Genomic DNA, 18,385 nt, shown 5'->3' on the forward strand with positions numbered 1-18,385 from the left:
GGAACCGACATGGGTGTAGAAGAGAAACTCCCGCAGGGCATCATCCTCACCACTGTTGAGGCCCTGGTGAACTGGACGCGCAAGTCGTCGATGTGGCCCGCCACGTTCGGGCTCGCCTGCTGCGCCATCGAGATGATGGCCACCGGCGCCGCCCGCTACGACACCGGCCGCTTCGGCATGGAGGTCTTCCGCGCCTCCCCGCGCCAGGCCGACCTGATGATCGTGGCCGGGCGCGTGAGCCAGAAGATGGCCCCCGTCCTGCGCCAGATCTACGACCAGATGCCCGAACCGAAGTGGGTCCTCTCGATGGGCGTGTGCGCCACCTCCGGCGGCATGTTCAACAACTACGCGATCGTGCAGGGCGTCGACCACGTCGTCCCGGTCGACATGTACCTCCCCGGCTGCCCTCCGCGCCCGGAGATGCTGCTCGACGCGATCCTCAAGCTCCACGAGAAGGTCCAGCACGAGCCTCTCGGCGAGAAGCGCCGCCAGGCCCTCGCCGACCTCCCCGAGCCCGTGGTCAAGCCCGGCGCGATGCCGTCCTCCTACCGCTTCAACAAGCAGCGCAAGAAGGAGTGGACCGAGGCCGTGGAAGCCGGAACGGAAGAGCAGCTGCGCATCCGGAAGGCGGTGGCGAAGCGATGACCTCCTCCGATCCCACGGGAACGGGCAGCGCGGCCCCGGACGACGTCCAGCCCGTCGGCATCCAGCGCCCGAAGGGCCTCTTCGGCGTCGCCGACACCGGCGACACCTCCGGCTTCGGCGGCCTCGTGCAGGCCACGCCGAGCGCGGGGGAGATCGTCTCGACGCCCGAACCGCTCGGCGGCTACTTCGACGAGATCCTCGCGGCCCTGCGCGAAGCGCACGGCGACGAGATCACCCGTGCGGTGATCGTGGACCGCGGCGAGCTCACCATCCACATCGCGCCCGACCGCGTCGCCGAGGTCTGCAAGACCATGCGCGACGACGAGAGCCTGCGCTTCGAGCTCTGCAACTCGGTGTCCGGTGTGGACTACCCGGACCAGCGCAACCGGCTCCACATCGCCTACCACCTGACCTCGATGACCTACCGGCGCCGCGTGCGCCTCGAAACCGCTGTGGGCCTTGACCACCCCACGGTCGCCTCGGTGACCGCGGTGTACCCGACCGCCGACTGGCAGGAGCGGGAGGCGTACGACATGTTCGGCGTCGTCTTCGAGGGCCACCCGCACCTCACCCGCATCCTCATGCCCGACGACTGGGAGGGCTTCCCGCAGCGGAAGGACTACCCGCTCGGAGGCATCGCCGTCGAATACAAGGGGGCGCACATCCCGCCGCCGGACGAACGGAGGGCTTACAAGTGACCGCCACAGAGAACGCCCAAGACGCTTACGCCGCTGAGCGCGACACCACCGAAGGCCGCGTCTACACCGTCACCGGCGGGGACTGGGACGAGCTCGTCGCCTCGGTCGACCCGGTCAGCGAAGAGCGCCTCATCGTCAACCTCGGCCCGCAGCACCCGTCCACGCACGGCGTGCTCCGCCTGGTCTGCGAGCTCGAGGGCGAGACCGTCCGCTCGGTCCGCCCCATCGTCGGCTACCTCCACACCGGGATCGAGAAGAACCTCGAGTACCGCAACTGGACCCAGGGCACGACCTTCGTGACCCGCGCCGACTACCTCGCGCCGATCTTCAACGAGACCGCGTACTGCCTCGCGGTGGAGAAGCTGCTCGGCATCACCGTCCCCCGGCGCGCCGACGTGATCCGCGTGATCATGATGGAGCTCAACCGCATCAGCTCCCACCTCGTGGCCCTGGCGACCACCGGCATGGAGCTCGGCGCGCTCTCGATGATGATCTACGGCTTCCGCGACCGCGAGAAGATCCTCGACATCTTCGAGGCCGTCTGCGGCCTGCGCATGAACATGGCGTACGTGCGCCCCGGCGGCGTCGCCCAGGACCTCCCGCGCGACGGCGTCAAGATGATCCGCGACTTCGTGGAGTACATGCCGCAGGGCCTCGACGACTACGAGGGCCTGCTCACCGGCAACGCCATCTGGCAGGAGCGCACCCAGGGCGTCGGCTACCTCGACGTCTCCGGCTGCCTCGCCCTCGGCGTCACCGGCCCGGTCCTGCGGTCCGCCGGTCTCGCCTGGGACCTGCGCAAGACCATGCCGTACTGCGGCTACGAGGAGTACGACTTCGAGGTGCCGACCCACAACGGGGCCGACGCCTGGGCCCGCTACGTCGTGCGCCTCGACGAGATCCGCGAGAGCCTCAAGATCATCAGCCAGGGCCTGGACAAGCTCGAGCCCGGCCCGGTCATGGTCGAGGACAAGAAGATCGCCTGGCCCGCGCAGCTCGCCCTCGGCGGCGACGGCATGGGCAACAGCCTCAACCACATCCGGCACATCATGAGCCAGTCGATGGAGGCGCTGATCCACCACTTCAAGCTCGTCACCGAGGGCTTCCGGGTCCCGGCCGGGCAGGTGTACACCGCCATCGAGGCGCCACGCGGCGAGCTCGGCATCCACGCCGTCTCCGACGGCGGCACGAGGCCGTTCCGCGTCCACATGCGAGAGCCCTCCTTCATCAACCTGCAGTCGATCCCCGCGCTCGCCGAAGGCGGCCTGCTCGCGGACGTCATCGCGGGCGGGGCCTCGCTCGACCCGGTCATGGGAGGTTGCGACAGGTGAACTACCCGGAGAAGATCCGCGAGCAGGCCGAGGCCATCCTCGTCCGCTACCCCGAGGGCCGCGAGCGCTCGGCGCTCCTGCCGCTGCTGCACCTGGTGCAGTCGCACGACGGCTACGTCTCGGACGAGGGCATCGCCTTCTGCGCCGAGGTCCTGAACATCACCAAGGCCCAGGTGCAGGCGGTCTCGACCTTCTACACCATGTACAAGCGCGAACCGGCCGGCGACTGGCTGGTCTCGGTGTGCACCAACACCCTCTGCCAGGTCAAGGGCGGGCAGAAGGTCTTCGACGCGCTGAGCGACGAGCTCGACGTCGGCCACAACGAGACGACCGCGGACGGCAAGATCACGCTGGAGCACGCCGAGTGCCTCGCCGCGTGCGACTACGCGCCCGTCGTCACCGTCAACTACGAGTTCTACGACGACATGGACGAGGACCGCTCCCTCGAGCTCGTGCGCGAGCTCAAAGAGGGCCGCCGCCCCGTCCCCAGCCGCGGTGCTCCACTGTGCACACTGCGGGAGATCTCGGTGCAGCTGGCCGGGTTCGACGAGGAGCGCACCGCCGGGCTCGAAGGCAACGCCCAGGGCGACGCCACGCTCGCCGGGGCCCGCCTCGCGGCGGAAGCCGGGATCACCGCACCCGCGTTCGACCCCACCGCGCCTTTGCTGGCCAAGCAACCCGAGGAAGCGAAGTGAGCGTTACCGTGCCCGGTCCCCGGCGGCCCCGCGAGGACGCCCTCAACAAGCTCAAGCCCGTCGTCACGAAGCGCTGGATGTCCCCCGGCGCGTGGAAGCTCGACGTCTACGAGCAGCTCGACGGCTACAAGGCGCTCCGCAAGGCGCTCCAGTACTCCGAGGGCGACCTCATCACGTTCATGAAGGAGTCCGGCCACAGGGGACGCGGCGGCGCCGGGTTCCCCGTCGGCATGAAGTGGCAGTTCGTGCCCGACGACGGCCAGGAGCACTACCTGGTCGTCAACGCCGACGAAGGCGAGCCGGGCACCTGCAAGGACCTGCCGCTCATGATGAACGACCCGCACTCGCTCATCGAGGGCATCATCATCGCCTCCTACGCCATCAAGGCCTCCCGGGCCTTCGTGTACGTGCGCGGCGAGGCGATCCACGCGGCCCGCCGCCTGCGCAACGCGGTCAGGGAAGCCAAGGAGGCCGGCTACCTCGGCAAGGACATCCTCGGCAGCGGCTTCGAGCTCGAGGTCGTGATCCACTCCGGCGCAGGCGCTTACATCTGCGGCGAAGAGACCGCCCTCCTCGACTCCCTCGAGGGCAAGCGCGGCCAGCCGCGCCTGCGCCCGCCCTTCCCCGCCACGCACGGGCTCTACAACAAGCCCACCTGCATCAACAACGTCGGCTCCATCGCCGCCGTCCCGCACATCGTGCTCGGCGGCGCGCAGTGGTGGAAGGACCTCGGCTCCGAGAACGCCGCGGGCACGATGATCTACTCGCTGTCGGGCCGCGTCAAGCGCCCCGGCCAGTACGAGTGCTCGCTGGGCACCACGCTCCGCGAGCTCATCGAACTCGCCGGCGGCATGGAGGACGGCCACGAGCTGCGGTACTTCACGCCCGGCGGATCCTCGACCCCGATGCTCTCGGCCGACTCGATCGACGTCCCGCTCGACTTCGACAACGTCGCCAAGGCCGGCTCGATCCTCGGCACCACCGCCGTCATGATCTTCTCCGACCAGGACTGCCCGGTGGTCTCCTGCTGGCGCTGGATCAAGTTCTACGCCCACGAGTCCTGCGGCAAGTGCACGCCGTGCCGCGAGGGCAACTACTGGATGGTGCGCGTCTACGAGCGCATCCTCTCCGGCCGCGGGCAGCTGGGCGACCTCAAGCTCCTCGAGTCCGCGTGCAAGAACCTCCTCGGCCGCTCCTTCTGCGGTCTCGGCGACGGCGCGACCTCGTGCGTCACGTCCTCGCTGAAGTTCTTCCGCCAGGACTACCTCGACTACATCGAGGGGCACAAGCCCGCCCTCTTCGACGCTGAAAAGATCGGAGCGCACTGACATGACCGATCAAGTCACGTTCACCATCGACGGCGTCGAAGTCACGGTCCCCAAGGGCACCTTGATCATCCGGGCCGCCGAGCAGCTCGGCATCGAGATCCCCCGCTTCTGCGACCACCCGCTCCTCGAACCGGCCGGCGCCTGCCGCCAGTGCCTTGTGGACGTTCCCGACATGGGCAACGGCCGCGGCATGCCCAAGCCCGCCGCCTCCTGCACGACCACCGCCATGGAGGGCATGGTCGTCAAGACCCAGCACACCAGCGAGGTCGCCAAGGAGGCCCAGGAGGGGATCATGGAGTTCCTCCTGATCAACCACCCCCTGGACTGCCCGGTCTGCGACAAGGGCGGCGAGTGCCCGCTCCAGAACCAGGCCATGAGCACCGGCCGCACCGAGACGCGCATGGAGCCCGAGGACAAGCGCCACTACAAGAAGGCGCTGCCGATCTCCTCCCAGGTGCTGCTCGACCGCGAGCGCTGCGTGCTCTGCGCGCGCTGCACCCGCTTCTCCGACCAAGTCGCGGGCGACCCGTTCATCGAGCTCATGGAGCGCTCCGCGCTGGAGCAGGTGGGCGTCTACGAGGACGAGCCGTTCGAGTCCTACTTCTCGGGCAACACCGTCCAGATCTGCCCGGTCGGCGCGCTCACCGGCACGCAGTACCGGTTCCGCTCCAGGCCGTTCGACCTCGTGTCGACGCCGAGCGTGTGCGAGCACTGCTCGGCCGGGTGCGCGCAGCGCTCGGACCACCGCCGCGGCAAGGTCATGCGCCGCCTCGCGGGCGAGGACCCGGCGGTGAACGAGGAGTGGAACTGCGACAAGGGCCGCTGGGGCTCCTCCTACATCGAGGCCGCCGACCGCATCACGAAGCCGCTGGTCCGCGACCCCGACGGGTCGCTGCGCGAGGCGTCCTGGCCCGAGGCCCTGCGCCGCGCGGCCGCCGGACTCGCTGAAGCGACCGGCCGGGTCGGCGTCCTCCCCGGGGGCCGCCTCACCGTCGAGGACGCCTACGCGTACGCGAAGTTCGCACGGGTCGCCCTCGGCACCAACGACATCGACTTCCGCTCCCGCCCCCACTCCACTGAGGAGTCGGAGTTCCTGGCGCACGCCGTGGCCGGGGTCTACCCCTCCAGCGGCGCGGTCACCTATGAGGACCTGGAGAAGGCCCCCGTGGTCCTCACCGTGGGCCTCGAGGTCGAAGAGGAATGCCCGATCGCCTTCCTGCGCCTGCGCAAAGCCGTGCGCAGCAACGGCCAGCGCGTGCACGTGGTCGCGCCGTTCGCGACGCGCGGCACCGCCAAGCTCAACGCGAACCTCATCGAGGCCCTGCCCGGTGAGGAGGCCGAGATGCTCGACGGCTGGAGCCGCGGCGGCTTCCTGCGCGACGCGCTCGGCGAGGACGGCGCGGTCATCCTGCTCGGCGAGCGTCTGGCCACTGTGGAGGGCGCGTTCTCGGCGGCCGTCCGGCTGGCCAGGGTCACGGGCGCGCGGATCGCCTGGATTCCCCGGCGCGCGGGCGACCGCGGCGCGGTCGAAGCCGGGTGCCTTCCCGGCCTGCTGCCGGGCGGCGGCCTCGCCTCCTATGCGGCGGACCGCGAGCAGCTGGCCGAGTACTGGGGCGTCGAGTCCCTGCCCGGCAATGACGGCCGCGGGGCCTGGGACATCCTCCAGTCCGCCGCTGACGGCGAGCTGGACGCGCTGCTCATCGGCGGTGTGGACCCGTACGACTTCGCGGACGGTCCCGCTGTGGAGGCGGCCCTGTACGCGGCCCGGTTCGTGGTCTCCCTGGAGATCCGGCACTCGGCCGTGACCCGCGTGGCCGACGTGATCCTGCCGGTCGCTCCGGTGACCGGCAAGCCCGGCGCGTACTTCGACTGGGAGGGGCGCCTGCGGACCTTCGACACGGTGATCCCGACGGATCTCATGTCGGACCACGCGGTGCTCGACACGCTCGGGGAGGCCATGGGCTTCAAGCTGGGCCTCGCCGAGACCCGCACGGTGCGCGGCGAACTCGCCGGGCTCCCGGACCCGATCACGCGCCAGCCCGCGCCGGACTGGTCCTCGGACCGGCCCGCGCACGCCCATGAGGACGGCAAGGCCGTGCTCGCGACGTGGCGTCAGCTGCTCGACGGCGGTTCGCTCCAGGAGAACAACCCGCACCTCGCCGGCTGCGCCCCCGACCCGGTGGTGCGGCTGAGCGCCGCCACGGCGAAGGCGATCGGCGCGAGCGAGGGCAGCGGGGTGACCGTGGCGACCGCGATCGGCGGGATCACGCTGCCGCTCAGGGTCACCGACATGCCCGAGGGCGTGGTCTGGCTGCCGCAGAACGCGCCGGGTCGCGGGATCTACCGCCACCTCGGCGCCGGTTCGGGCGATGTGGTCACGATCCGCGCCTACCCGAACGTCCCCCGCCCGGCCGCTGCCGCCGAGCACGCTGTCGGCTCGCAAGCGTCGCCGGGCGACGGTGAATCCGTGGAGGCGGTCAAGTGATGAACGATCCGATCTGGCTCATGCTCGTCAAGGGCGTGCTCGTCTTCGTGGTGCTCGTGCTGCTGGTGCTCTTCACCATCTGGTACGAGCGGCGCGTGGTGGCGATCATGCAGGTGCGGCCGGGGCCGAACCGCAACGGGCCCTTCGGTCTGCTGCAGTCGCTCGCGGACGGCCTGAAGCTGGCGTTCAAAGAGGACGTGATGCCGCGGACGGCCGACAAGGTCGTGTTCATCGCGGCCCCGGTCATCGCGGTGGCCTGCGCGTTCACGGCGTTCGCGGTGATCCCGTTCGGGCCCGAGGTGAACATCTTCGGGATCGAGACCGAGCTGCAGCTCACCGACTTCGAGGTGAGCGTGCTGCTCATCCTCGCGTGCTCGGCGGTCGGCGTCTACGGGATCGTGCTCGCGGGCTGGTCCTCCGGCTCCACGTACTCGCTGCTGGGCGCGCTTCGCGCTGCGGCGCAGGTGATCTCGTACGAGATCGCGCTGGGCCTGGCGGTCCTGACGGTCTTCTTCCAGTCGCAGCTGATGTCCACGGGCGCCATTGTGGAGGCGCAGGCGCAGGGCCTGCCGCTGAACTTCGGCGGCACGGAGATCACGCTGCCGGGCTGGTACTTCATCATCCTCGCGCCGAGCTTCGTGATCTTCGTGATCTCGATGGTCGGCGAGACCAACCGCGCGCCGTTCGACCTTCCGGAAGCGGAGTCGGAGCTGGTGGCGGGCTTCGCGACCGAGTACTCGAGCTTGAAGTACGCGTCGTTCTTCCTGGCCGAGTACGTCAACATGGTCACGATGTCGGCCCTGTGCGTGACGCTCTTCCTGGGCGGCTGGGCCGCGCCGTTCCCGAACTCGTGGTGGCCGGGCGCGAACGAGGGGTTCATGCCGCTCGTCTGGTTCTTCGGGAAGGTCCTGGCGTTCCTGTTCTTCTACGTGTGGCTGCGCGGCACGCTGCCGCGCCTGCGCTACGACCAGTTCATGCGCCTGGGCTGGAAGGTCCTCGTGCCGGTCTCGCTGGTGTGGCTCATGGTCCTGGCGGCCATGAACATCGGCCTCGACACCGACAACGACCTGCCGACCCGGATCGCCTTCGCTGGCGGTGCGGCGATCGTCGTGATGGCCCTGATCTTCTTCTGGCCCAGCCGGAAGCAGTACGACCCGCCGGCCGAGCCGGACACCGGCATGGGCGGCTTCCCCGTCCCGCCGATGGACCTGGTCGTCCCGCCGAACCCGAGGGCCCTCAAGGAACTCGAACCGGCCAGCACCGCCGTTCCCGTCAACGGCTCTCGTTCCCACGACAATGGAGAGGAGGAGTAATGTCCGGTTTCGCAAAAGGCTTCGGCGTCACCTTCTCGCACATGTTCAAGCCCAAGGTCACCGTGGACTACCCGGAGGAGCCCTCGAAGCTCGAGCCGCGCTACCACGGCCGGCACGTGCTCAACCGCCACCCTGACGGGCTCGAGAAGTGCATCGGCTGCGAGCTGTGCGCCTGGGCCTGCCCGGCCGACGCGATCTACGTCGAAGGCGCGGAGAACACCGAGGCCGAGCGGTTCTCGCCCGGCGAGCGGTACGCCAAGACCTACCAGATCAACTACGCGCGCTGCATCTTCTGCGGCCTGTGCATCGAGGCCTGCCCGACCCGCTCGCTCACGATGAGCAACGAGTACGAGCTGGCCCGCGACGACCGCCGCGACCTCATCTTCACCAAGGAGGAGCTGCTGGCTCCGCTCTTGGAGGGCATGGAGCAGCCGCCGCACCCGATGCGCCTGGGCGACAGCGAGAAGGCCTACTACGAGTCGGGCCCCCGCAACCCCGGGGCGAGCGAGGGCGCGGAGTTCTCGCTCACCGAGATGCTGGCGCAGAACCGAAGGGCCGAGCAGTGATCGACCTCGCGCAGACCGTCGCCCAGAATGCGTCCGCGGGCGAGTCGGTGTTCTTCTGGATCCTCGCGCCGATCGCGCTCGGCGGGGCCATGGGCCTCGTGCTGGCGCGCTCGGCGATCCACGCGGCGCTGATGCTCGCGATCACCATGATGTGCCTGGCGGTCTTCTACATCATGCAGGCCGCCCCGTTCCTCGGGTTCGTGCAGATCATGGTGTACACCGGCGCGATCATGATGCTGTTCCTGTTCGTGCTCATGCTGTTCGGGCGCGACTCGAAGGACTCCATGTTCGAGACGCTGCGCGGGCAGCGCCTCCTCGCCGTGTGCCTCGGCATCGGCCTGGCGGCGCTCCTGTCCTCCGGGCTCGCCCGCGCGGTCTCGGGCATGACGATCGCGGCCGACCCGCGCTGGGCCACCGGCGCGCAGTCGAACGTCGAGGCCATCGCCGAAGCGCTGTTCACGACCTACCTGTTCCCGTTCGAGGTCGTCTCGGGCGTGCTCACCGTGGCCGCCGTCGGCGCCCTGATGTTCGCGCACGTCGCCAAGAAGGGCGGCCACCGCGGGCAGAAGGAGCACAGCCGCGAGCGGTTCGCCCCCGGCGTCTACCCGGGCCCGAAGCCCGGCCCGGGCGTGTTCGCGACCTCGGACTCGACCGCGACGCCCGCGCTGCGGCCGGACGGCTCGATCGAGCCCGCGTCGCTGTCGGAGTACGTCCCGCCGCGCCAGCTCACGGCCGCTGAAGCCGCGCCGAAGCACACGGAAGGACGGGACGCATGAGCCCTGAGTACTACCTGATCCTGGCCGCCGCGCTGTTCACGATCGGCGCGGTCGGCGTCCTGGTGCGGCGCAACTCGATCGTCGTGTTCATGTGCGTGGAGCTGATGCTCAACGCCGGGAACCTGACCCTGGTCACCTTCGCCCGCACCAGCGGCAACATCGACGGGCAGGTGATGGCTTTCTTCGTGATGGCCGTGGCCGCCGCCGAGGTCGTCGTCGGCCTGGCGATCATCATGGCGATCTACCGGTCCCGGCGCTCCGCCTCCGTCGACGACGCCAACCTGCTGAAGGCCTAGAGAGGACACAGTGGACGAAATCTCGTACGCCCCGGCCGAAGGGGTCCTCTCGCTGGCGTGGCTGCTCATCGCCCTGCCCGCGATCGGCGCCGCGGTCCTGCTGCTCGCCGGCCGCAGAGCCGACAAGTGGGGCCACTGGCTCGGCGTCGCCACGATCGGCGGCGCCTTCGCGCTCGCCCTGGCGATGTTCGGCTCGCTCGCGGGCCTGGAGAACAAGAGCGCGGACCTCCACCTGTTCACGATGATCTCCGTCGGGGACCTGAACGTCGAGGCGAACCTGCTCTTCGACCCGCTGAGCGCGGTCTTCTGCCTGCTCATCACCGGCGTCGGCTTCCTCATCCACGTCTACGCGGTCGGCTACATGGCGCACGACCCCGAGCGCCGGAAGTTCTTCGCCTACTTCAACCTGTTCGCCGCCGCGATGCTCGTCCTCGTGCTCGGCGGCAACTACTTCATGACCTTCATCGGCTGGGAGGGCGTGGGCCTCGCCTCGTACCTCCTCATCTCGTTCTGGCAGGCCAAGCCCGCCGCGGCGACCGCCGGGAAGAAGGCCTTCCTCACCAACCGCGTGGCCGACGTCGGGTTCCTCCTGGCGATGTTCACGATGATCGGCGCCCTCGGCACCGTGGACTTCGCGGGCGTCTTCAACGGCGCCGCGTCGCTCTCCACCGGCACGAGCCTCGCCATCGGGCTGCTGCTCCTCGCCGCCGCCTGCGGCAAGTCCGGCCAGTTCCCGTTCCAGACCTGGCTCCCGGACGCCATGGAGGGCCCGACCCCGGTGTCCGCGCTCATCCACGCGGCCACCATGGTCACCGCGGGCGTGTACCTCATCGCCCGCTCGCACGTCATCTTCAGCCTCAACGCGGACGTGCAGACCGCCGTCGTCATCGTCGGCGCCCTGACCCTCCTCTTCGGAGCGATCGTGGGCTGTGCGAAGGACGACATCAAGCGCGTCCTCGCCTGGTCCACGGTCTCGCAGATCGGCTACATGTTCCTCGCGGTCGGCCTCGGCGGCGGGGCGTTCGCGCTCGGCATCATCCACCTGCTGGCCCACGGCTTCTTCAAGGCCGGCCTGTTCCTCGGCTCCGGCTCGGTCATGCACGCCATGAACGACCAGACCGACATCCGCCGCTTCGGCGGGCTCTGGCGGGTCATGCCGTTCACGTACGCGACCTTCGCGGCCGGATGGCTCGCGATCATCGGCCTGTTCCCGTTCTCGGGCTTCTTCACCAAGGACCCGATCATCCACGACGCGTTCGCCCGCGAAGGCTGGCAGGGCTGGGTCGTCGGCGGCGCCGCGCTCCTGGGCGCGGCACTGACGGCGTTCTACATGACCCGCCTGTTCGTGCTCACCTTCCACGGCCCCAAGCGCTGGACGGACGACGTGCACCCGCACGAGTCCCCGGCGATCATGACCGTGCCGCTGGTGCTGCTCGGCCTCGGCTCGCTCGCCGCCGGCGGCCTCATGGCCACCTCGGTCCCCGAATGGCTCACCCCCGTCTTCGGCGAGCCCCACGAGGTCCACGGCCACCTCAGCCACATGCAGGTCACCGTCGCCACCACCGTCGTGGTGGTCCTCGGCGCGGGCCTGGGCTGGCTCCTGTTCCGAGGCGGCACGGACGAAGTGCCGCGCGCCGCCGCCTGGCCGGTGCGCTTCGCCCGCGCCGACCTCGGCGGCGAGGCCGTCAACCGCGGGCTCTTCGAACGCCCGAGCCGCCTGGCCGCCAGCGCCTCGGTCGCCGTGGACGGCCGGGTCGTCGACGGTGCCGTGAACGGCCTGTCCGCCGCGATCGGCGGCACCTCGCGCCGCCTGCTCGTGGTGCAGACCGGTTTCGTGCGCTCCTATGCCCTGTCGATTCTTTCCGGTGCGGTCATCCTGGTGGCCGCGCTCATGGTGGTGGTCGTGCAATGAACGAACTCCCGTTGCTGTCGGCGCTGGTCGCCGTGCCCCTGATCGGGGCCGTGGTCGTCGCGTCGATTCGCCGCGAGAACGCCGACGCGGCCCGCTGGACCGCGCTCGCGGTCTCCGGGCTGGTCGCGGTGATCGCGGTGCTCGTGGCGGTCGGCTTCGACTACTCCGCGGGCGCGCCGTGGCTCCAGTTCACGGAGTCGTATGCGTGGGTGGACACCTGGGACCTGAACCTGTCGTGGGGTGTCGACGGCATCGCGCTGCTCATGCTCCTGCTCACCGCGGGGCTGACGCCGATCGCGATGCTCGCGGCCTGGCGCGACCTGGACTCGGTGAAGCGCTCGGTGCCGGCGTTCTTCGCGCTGATCCTCGCGCTGGAAGCGGCGATGATCGCGACGTTCCTGGCCTCGAACATCCTGCTGTTCTACTTCTTCTTCGAAGCGATGCTCGTGCCGATGTACTTCCTCATCGGCTCGTACGGCACCGGCCCGAAGAAGCAGTACGCGGCGGTGAAGTTCTTCCTGTACTCGCTGCTGGGCGGCCTGTTCATGCTCGTGGCCGTCATCGGCCTGTGGGTGCACAACGGCGGCGTCTTCGACTGGCAGACCCTCGTGGAAGCCGAGCCGATGGCGGACGGGACGCTCCAGAACTGGCTGTTCCTGGGCTTCTTCATCGCGTTCGCGATCAAGGCCCCGTTCTTCCCGTTCCACACCTGGCTGCCGGACGCGGGCGGTGCGGCGCCTGCCGCGGTCGCGGCGCTGCTGGTCGGCGTGATGGACAAGATCGGGACGTTCGCGATCCTGCGCTACTGCCTCCCGCTGTTCCCGGAGGCGACGCAGACGTTCGCGCCGTGGATCATCGGGATGAGCGTGATCGGCGTGGTCTACGCGGCGTTCGTCGCGATCGGGCAGACGGACCTGAAGCGGCTGGTCGCCTACACGTCGATCGCCCACTTCGGATTCATCGGCCTCGGGATCTTCGCGTTCACGCAGGCCTCCGCCACTGGCGCGGTGCTCTACATGTTCAACCACGGGCTCGCCACGGGCCTGCTGTTCATCGTCGTCGGGTTCCTCACGATCCGGCGCGGTTCGGCGCAGATCGCCGACTACGGCGGGGCCGCCAAGACCCTGCCGCTGCTCGCGGGGATCTTCCTGTTCGCGGGCCTCGCGTCGCTGTCGCTGCCCGGGACCGCGCCGTTCATCTCCGAGTTCCTGGTCCTGTTCGGCGCCTTCACCGGCAACGAGCCGGTCGCGGTCGTCGCGACCCTGGGCATCATCCTCGCCGCCGCGTACGTGATCTGGATGTACCAGCGCACCATGCAGGGCGACCGGAACCCGGCGCTCGACAAGGTGCCCGCGATGCAGCGCGACCTCACGTTGCGCGAGAAGGCGCTCGTCGCGCCGCTGGTGATCGCGATCCTCGGCTTCGGGTTCTTCCCGCAGCCGCTGATCAACGCGGTCGAGCCGGCGGTCGACAACACGCTCCTCTTCATCTCAGGCTCCCCTGAAGACCTGCCCGCCGCCGAAGGAGTCACCAATGAATGAGCTCCAGATCGACTGGGCCGGTCTGGCCCCCATGATCATCGTGTTCGTCGCGGCGTTCGGCGGGCTGCTCGTCGAGGCCACGGTCCCCAAGGGCCGCAGGCTGGTCGTGCAGGTGGGCCTCGCGGTCCTGGCCCTGGCGGCGGCGTTCGTGGCCGTGGTCTTCAACAAGGGCAAGAACGGCACGGCGTTCGCGATCGAGGGCACGGAGATCGGCTCGGTCGTCCTCGACGGCCCCGGCCTGTTCCTCCAGGGGACGCTCGCGATGCTCTCGATCATCGCGGTCCTGCTCCTCGCCGAGCGCCGCACGACGCGCGGCGGCGACTTCGTCGCCGAGGCCGCCGTGGTCGCCGACTCGGCCGCGGACAAGGAGCAGCGGCGCGAGGACGGCGCGACGGAGATCTTCCCGCTGACGCTCTTCGCGGTCGGCGGCATGATGATGTTCGTGACCGCGGGCGACCTGCTCACCATGTTCGTCGCCCTCGAGATGCTGAGCCTGCCGCTGTACCTGCTGTGCGGGCTCGCCAAGCGCCGCCGGCTCATCAGCCAGGAGGCCGCGCTCAAGTACTTCCTGCTGGGCGCGTTCGCCTCCGCGTTCTACGTGTACGGCATGGCGATGCTCTTCGGCTTCGCGGGCACTGTGGACCTCGCGGGGATCAACCAGGCGGGCGTCGACTCGGCCCAGCCGCGCATCTTCCTGTACATCGGGGTCGCGATGCTCGCGGTCGCGATGCTCTTCAAGGCGGCGGCGGTGCCGTTCCACATGTGGACGCCCGACGTCTACACGGGAGCGCCGACGCCGGTGACCGCCCTGATGGCGGCCTGCGTCAAGGTCGCGGCCTTCGGCGGGCTGCTGCGGGTCTTCAACGTGGGCCTGGCGTCCTCGGCCTGGGACTGGCACCTGATCCTCACGGTGATCGCCGTGGCGACGATGCTGGGCGGCGCGATCTTCGCGGTCACGCAGCGGAACATCAAGCGGCTCTTGGCGTACAGCTCGATCGCCAACGCGGGCTACCTCCTCATCGGCGTGATCGCCCTCGGTGAGGCGGTCGGCCAGACCATGTTCTACCTGGCCGCCTACGGCTTCACCGTGATCGCCACCTTCGCGGTCGTCTCGCTGGTGCGCGACGGCGACGAGGAGGCGACCCACCTGGCCCGCTGGGCGGGGCTCGGCAAGAAGTCGCCGGGGACCGCCATCGTGGTCACGATCCTGATGCTCGCCCTGGCGGGCCTGCCGTTCACGAGCGGCTTCAGCGCCAAGTTCAACCTGTTCGCGGCGGCGCTGCAGGCGGACGAACTCGGCCTCGTGATCGTCGGCGTCGTCTCCTCGGCGATCCTCGCGTTCCCGTACCTGAAGGTGGTCGTCCTGCTCTGGCTCAACGAGCCCGCGCTGGACGCGCCCACGGTGAACCTGCCGAGCCCGATGGCCGGCACGGTGGTCGCGGCGGGCGTGGTCGCCACGATGCTCCTCGGCGTCGCCCCGGACTTCTTCCTCGAGATCGTCAACGAGGCCAGCACCTTCCTGAACACCTAACGCACTGAGTGAAAGCCGCGGGGGACCACCGGTCCTCCGCGGCTTTTCGCCGTTTCGGGTGGGGCCAGCCTCACCCCGAACCTGCCCGCTGGCTTCATGGTGCCGCCCCGCCCCCGCTCATACCGTTGAGGCATGCGCACCATCCAAAGGCCAAGAGGCGAAGCACAACCGAGCAGACTCCGTCCCATGAGGACGGTCATCGCCGCGGTGGCGGTCGCGGTCGCCGCGGGCGCTCTGGCGTCCCCGGCCCGTGCCCAGGAGCCCGCCGACATCGAAGCGATCGTCACCGAGGCCATGGAAGAGCGCGGGATCCCCGGCGCCATGGTCGCCGTCACCTCGGGCGGTGCGACCTCCACGTACGGGTTCGGGCTCGCCGACATCGACGCCGGCACCCCGGTCGACCCCGACGCCACCCGCTTCCCGATCGACTCGGTCTCCAAGACCTTCACCGCCACCGCGATCATGACCCTTGTGGACGACGGCACCCTCGACCTCGACACCGACGTCAACGAGTACCTCGACAACGCCGAAGTCGAGGACGCCTACCCCGGGCAGCCGATCACCCTGCGGCACCTGCTCACCCACACCGCGGGGTTCGAAGAGGCGATCATCGGGCTCATGGCGCGTGCCGCGGACGACGGCGACCGGCTGGAGGAGTCCCTGCTCGAGCTCCCCGAGCGCGTCAGGCCGCCCGGCGAGGTGTACGCCTACTCCAACTCCGGGCTCGCCCTCGCGGGCCTGGCCGCCGCCGACGCGCTCGACGTCGACTTCGACCAGGTCCTGGCCGAGCGCGTCTTCGAGCCGCTCGGCCTGGACCACACCGAGGTCAACACCGGCACCGCCACCGCGGACCGACCCCTCGCCACCGCCTACGCCCTCCAGGACGGCGAGCAGGTCGCCTACGAGCGCGGGGCCGAGAGCGACTACCCCGCCGGCGGCATCATCGCGACCGCCGCCGACATGGGCGCGTACATGGCCTACCACCTCGGTGACGGCCGGCCGCTCCTCTCTGCCGACGCCCTCACCGAACTCCACGGCCCGCAGTTCCACCCCGACCCGCGACTTCCCGGCTCGGCCCTCGGGTTCTACGAGATGTACCACGGCGCGACCCGCCTGGTCGCCCACGGCGGCGACGGCCCCGGCTCGCACAGCCTCATGACGCTCGTGCCCGACCACGACCTCGGGATCTACATCGCCTTCAACGGCGACGGCGACGACGGCGGGGCCGCGTTCGCCGCCGAGGAGGCCACCAGGGCGATCCTCGACCGCATGCTCGGCGAGGCCACCGAAGCCGACGGCCCCGCCGGAGCGGCCGCCCCGGACACGGCCGTCGAGGCCGCCGCGGGCACCTACCGCTCGACCCGCATGAACGAGAGCGACTACTCGAACCTGTTCCTCGCCATCGGCTCCGACATCACCGTGGCCGTCGAGGACGACGGCACGGTCACCACCACCGGCCTCTCCTACGATCCGGAGGTGGACGAGCAGCACTGGGAACCCCAGGGCGACGGCCTCTACCGCGAAGTCGACGGCACACGACTGATCGCGTTCGGCACCAACGACTCCGACACCATGCTCTACACCGGCGACGCCGCCTACGAGCAGACCGCCTGGCTCGAGCAGACGAACGTGCTCCTCGCCGCCGCTGCCGCAGGCCTCCTGCTCCTCGCGAGCCTCCTCGCCTGGCCGATCGGCAAGCTCTTCCGCCGCCTCCGCGGCCGCCCGGCGACGCGCCCCGGCAGCCGCACCGCACTCGTCCTCGCCGCCACGGCCGGCGTGCTCAGCGCCGCGTTCATCGCGATCATGGCCGCATACCTGGCCGACACCGACGCCTTCATCGTCGCGCTCCTCGAAGGCACCCCGCTCGTCCCGCTGGCGGCGATCCCGCTCGCGCTCGCCGCGATCGCGACCGCGGCCGCCCTGGTCACGGCCGTCCTCGCCTGGACCCGCCGCTGGTGGACCGCCGGCCGCCGCCTCCACTACACCCTCGCGATCCTCGGCGCCGCGGTCTTCATCGCCGTCACCGAGTACTACCACTTCGTCACCGCACCACTGCAGCTCTTCTCCTGACACCCAAAGAAAGCCGCGGGGAGCGAATGCTCCCCGCGGCTTTCCGCTTCCCCGCTGCGTTGTACCGAACGCCTTGCGCCGCAATGCGAAGATGGATCTCCGAGAACCCACTCCGGAGGTCACGACCCGACATGCTGCCGAGTCGGCAAGGCCGATACCGACCCTTCGATCCGGAACGCGACACCGCGGCCCTGATCCGCGACCAGGTGCTCGCGGCGGACGAGCAGCTTCGTTGGAGTTCGATCGAGGGCATCCGGTACTACGAGGTGCCCGGCCGCGAACGCGACGGCGACAGGGCCAGGCGCGGAAGCCGCTGGCGAACCCCCTGAAGCGCACTGCGCTTTTCGTCTCCTACCCGGTCACCCTCGTCGGCGCGGTGTGGATGGGCGACGCCACGTTCTCCGGCGGAGACCGCGACGACGACGTCCCGCTGTTCACCGCCCGGAAGGTACCGCCCACCTCGATCGTCTTCGGCTCCGATCCCGACTGCGAAGCGGTGCTCCACCGGCGCGGACCCACGCCCGGCCGGGGTGTGGGGCTGTGGCTGCTCACTGATCGCCGGTTCGCCAGGTTCACCTTCGCATACGCGCTCCCGCAGGCCGACCGCGATCAGCACACCGACGAGGACCCCGACGACTCCCTTCCCCCCGAGCCGATGACGCTCCGCACCGACCTGGAAGTCCCCACCTCGACCCTCCGCCACGAACCGGACCACGAACGCCACCTCCCTCGCCGCTTCAACCCCCGCACCGCGACCTACCAGCGGTTCATCCTCAGCGACGGCTCCGGTTTCGACATCAGTGAAAGGAACGGCGACATCGCAACGCCGGGTCGTTGACCAAACGCGACCCGCCGAGCGCGGCATGGCGTGACCCGATCCGGTTCGGGTTCGCCCTGGCAGCGACGACGAGGTCCCTTCGGCTGGGGCCGGGTCTTCGTTCTCGGCCCGATGCAGTCCTGGTTCAGGCGGGCGGCGACAAAGAGGTCTGCAGCTCACCGGGTGGCATTGCGGCTGGCGGATGGGCATTCCTGAGGCCCTCATGGGGTCGGTTTCCGGCCCTGGGCATGGTGAGGGGCCCGATCCCGTGCGGGGATCAGGCTGCGCTGCGTGGTGTGGCGGCGCTTCCCCCAGCAGTCGCCTGCTGGGGCAGCCTAAGACGGGCACTGGAACCGGTGGTGGTGTCCCGAACTTCTCTCG

Annotated in this window: 15 protein-coding genes and 1 pseudogene; all 16 read left to right on the forward strand. The window is 69.7% G+C overall.

What is annotated here, in order from left to right; genetic code table 11:
* Positions 1–9 precede the first annotated feature (9 nt).
* The 16 genes and pseudogenes from AB0I03_RS14890 (at position 10) to AB0I03_RS14965 (ending at position 18,025) form a co-directional block, all read left to right on the forward strand.
* Positions 10–645: an NADH-quinone oxidoreductase subunit B family protein gene (locus AB0I03_RS14890; protein ID WP_360412144.1), complete on the forward strand. Its 636-nt coding sequence runs from the start codon at positions 10–12 to the stop codon at positions 643–645.
* Entirely contained in the window at positions 642–1,343 is a 702-nt protein-coding gene (locus tag AB0I03_RS14895) for an NADH-quinone oxidoreductase subunit C (RefSeq protein WP_360412147.1), read from the forward strand. The genes AB0I03_RS14890 and AB0I03_RS14895 overlap by 4 nt, the downstream gene beginning before the upstream one ends.
* Positions 1,340–2,674 (forward strand): NADH-quinone oxidoreductase subunit D, encoded by a 1,335-nt coding sequence (locus tag AB0I03_RS14900; RefSeq protein ID WP_360412150.1) that lies wholly within the window; start codon positions 1,340–1,342, stop codon positions 2,672–2,674. The genes AB0I03_RS14895 and AB0I03_RS14900 overlap by 4 nt, the downstream gene beginning before the upstream one ends.
* Positions 2,671–3,348 (forward strand): annotated as a pseudogene (nuoE, locus tag AB0I03_RS14905) (NADH-quinone oxidoreductase subunit NuoE); the annotation flags it as partial. The gene AB0I03_RS14900 and the pseudogene nuoE, both read left to right, overlap by 4 nt.
* A gap of 17 nt (positions 3,349–3,365) precedes the next feature.
* Entirely contained in the window at positions 3,366–4,697 is a 1,332-nt protein-coding gene (gene nuoF, locus AB0I03_RS14910; protein ID WP_360412153.1) for an NADH-quinone oxidoreductase subunit NuoF, read from the forward strand.
* A gap of 1 nt (position 4,698) precedes the next feature.
* The gene (locus tag AB0I03_RS14915) at positions 4,699–7,182 is read left to right on the forward strand and encodes an NADH-quinone oxidoreductase subunit G (RefSeq protein ID WP_360412156.1); all 2,484 of its coding nucleotides are present in this window, start codon (positions 4,699–4,701) and stop codon (positions 7,180–7,182) included.
* Entirely contained in the window at positions 7,182–8,495 is a 1,314-nt protein-coding gene (gene nuoH / locus AB0I03_RS14920) for an NADH-quinone oxidoreductase subunit NuoH (protein ID WP_360412159.1), read from the forward strand. The genes AB0I03_RS14915 and nuoH overlap by 1 nt, the downstream gene beginning before the upstream one ends.
* Positions 8,495–9,061: an NADH-quinone oxidoreductase subunit NuoI gene (gene nuoI, locus AB0I03_RS14925; protein WP_360412162.1), complete on the forward strand. Its 567-nt coding sequence runs from the start codon at positions 8,495–8,497 to the stop codon at positions 9,059–9,061. The genes nuoH and nuoI overlap by 1 nt, the downstream gene beginning before the upstream one ends.
* A complete protein-coding gene (locus AB0I03_RS14930; RefSeq protein ID WP_360412165.1) occupies positions 9,058–9,837 on the forward strand; it encodes an NADH-quinone oxidoreductase subunit J in 780 nt (259 codons plus the stop codon). Before nuoI ends, AB0I03_RS14930 begins: the two co-directional genes overlap by 4 nt.
* Positions 9,834–10,133 (forward strand): NADH-quinone oxidoreductase subunit NuoK, encoded by a 300-nt coding sequence (gene nuoK, locus AB0I03_RS14935; protein ID WP_208496840.1) that lies wholly within the window; start codon positions 9,834–9,836, stop codon positions 10,131–10,133. Before AB0I03_RS14930 ends, nuoK begins: the two co-directional genes overlap by 4 nt.
* 10 nt (positions 10,134–10,143) lie before the next feature.
* Positions 10,144–12,045: an NADH-quinone oxidoreductase subunit L gene (nuoL, locus tag AB0I03_RS14940; protein ID WP_360412170.1), complete on the forward strand. Its 1,902-nt coding sequence runs from the start codon at positions 10,144–10,146 to the stop codon at positions 12,043–12,045.
* Entirely contained in the window at positions 12,042–13,586 is a 1,545-nt protein-coding gene (locus AB0I03_RS14945) for an NADH-quinone oxidoreductase subunit M (protein ID WP_360412173.1), read from the forward strand. The genes nuoL and AB0I03_RS14945 overlap by 4 nt, the downstream gene beginning before the upstream one ends.
* Positions 13,579–15,117, forward strand: a complete 1,539-nt coding sequence (nuoN, locus tag AB0I03_RS14950; protein WP_360412176.1) for an NADH-quinone oxidoreductase subunit NuoN — start codon at positions 13,579–13,581, stop codon at positions 15,115–15,117. The genes AB0I03_RS14945 and nuoN overlap by 8 nt, the downstream gene beginning before the upstream one ends.
* 186 nt (positions 15,118–15,303) lie before the next feature.
* Entirely contained in the window at positions 15,304–17,187 is a 1,884-nt protein-coding gene (locus AB0I03_RS14955) for a serine hydrolase domain-containing protein (RefSeq protein WP_360412179.1), read from the forward strand.
* 131 nt (positions 17,188–17,318) lie between these two features.
* The gene (locus tag AB0I03_RS14960) at positions 17,319–17,516 is read left to right on the forward strand and encodes a hypothetical protein (RefSeq protein ID WP_360412182.1); all 198 of its coding nucleotides are present in this window, start codon (positions 17,319–17,321) and stop codon (positions 17,514–17,516) included.
* A gap of 53 nt (positions 17,517–17,569) precedes the next feature.
* Positions 17,570–18,025 (forward strand): hypothetical protein, encoded by a 456-nt coding sequence (locus AB0I03_RS14965; protein WP_360412185.1) that lies wholly within the window; start codon positions 17,570–17,572, stop codon positions 18,023–18,025.
* Positions 18,026–18,385: the final 360 nt, after the last annotated feature.

It is taken from the genome of Glycomyces sp. NPDC021274 (assembly GCF_040641195.1).
Classification (GTDB): Bacteria; Actinomycetota; Actinomycetes; order Mycobacteriales; family Micromonosporaceae; genus Glycomyces.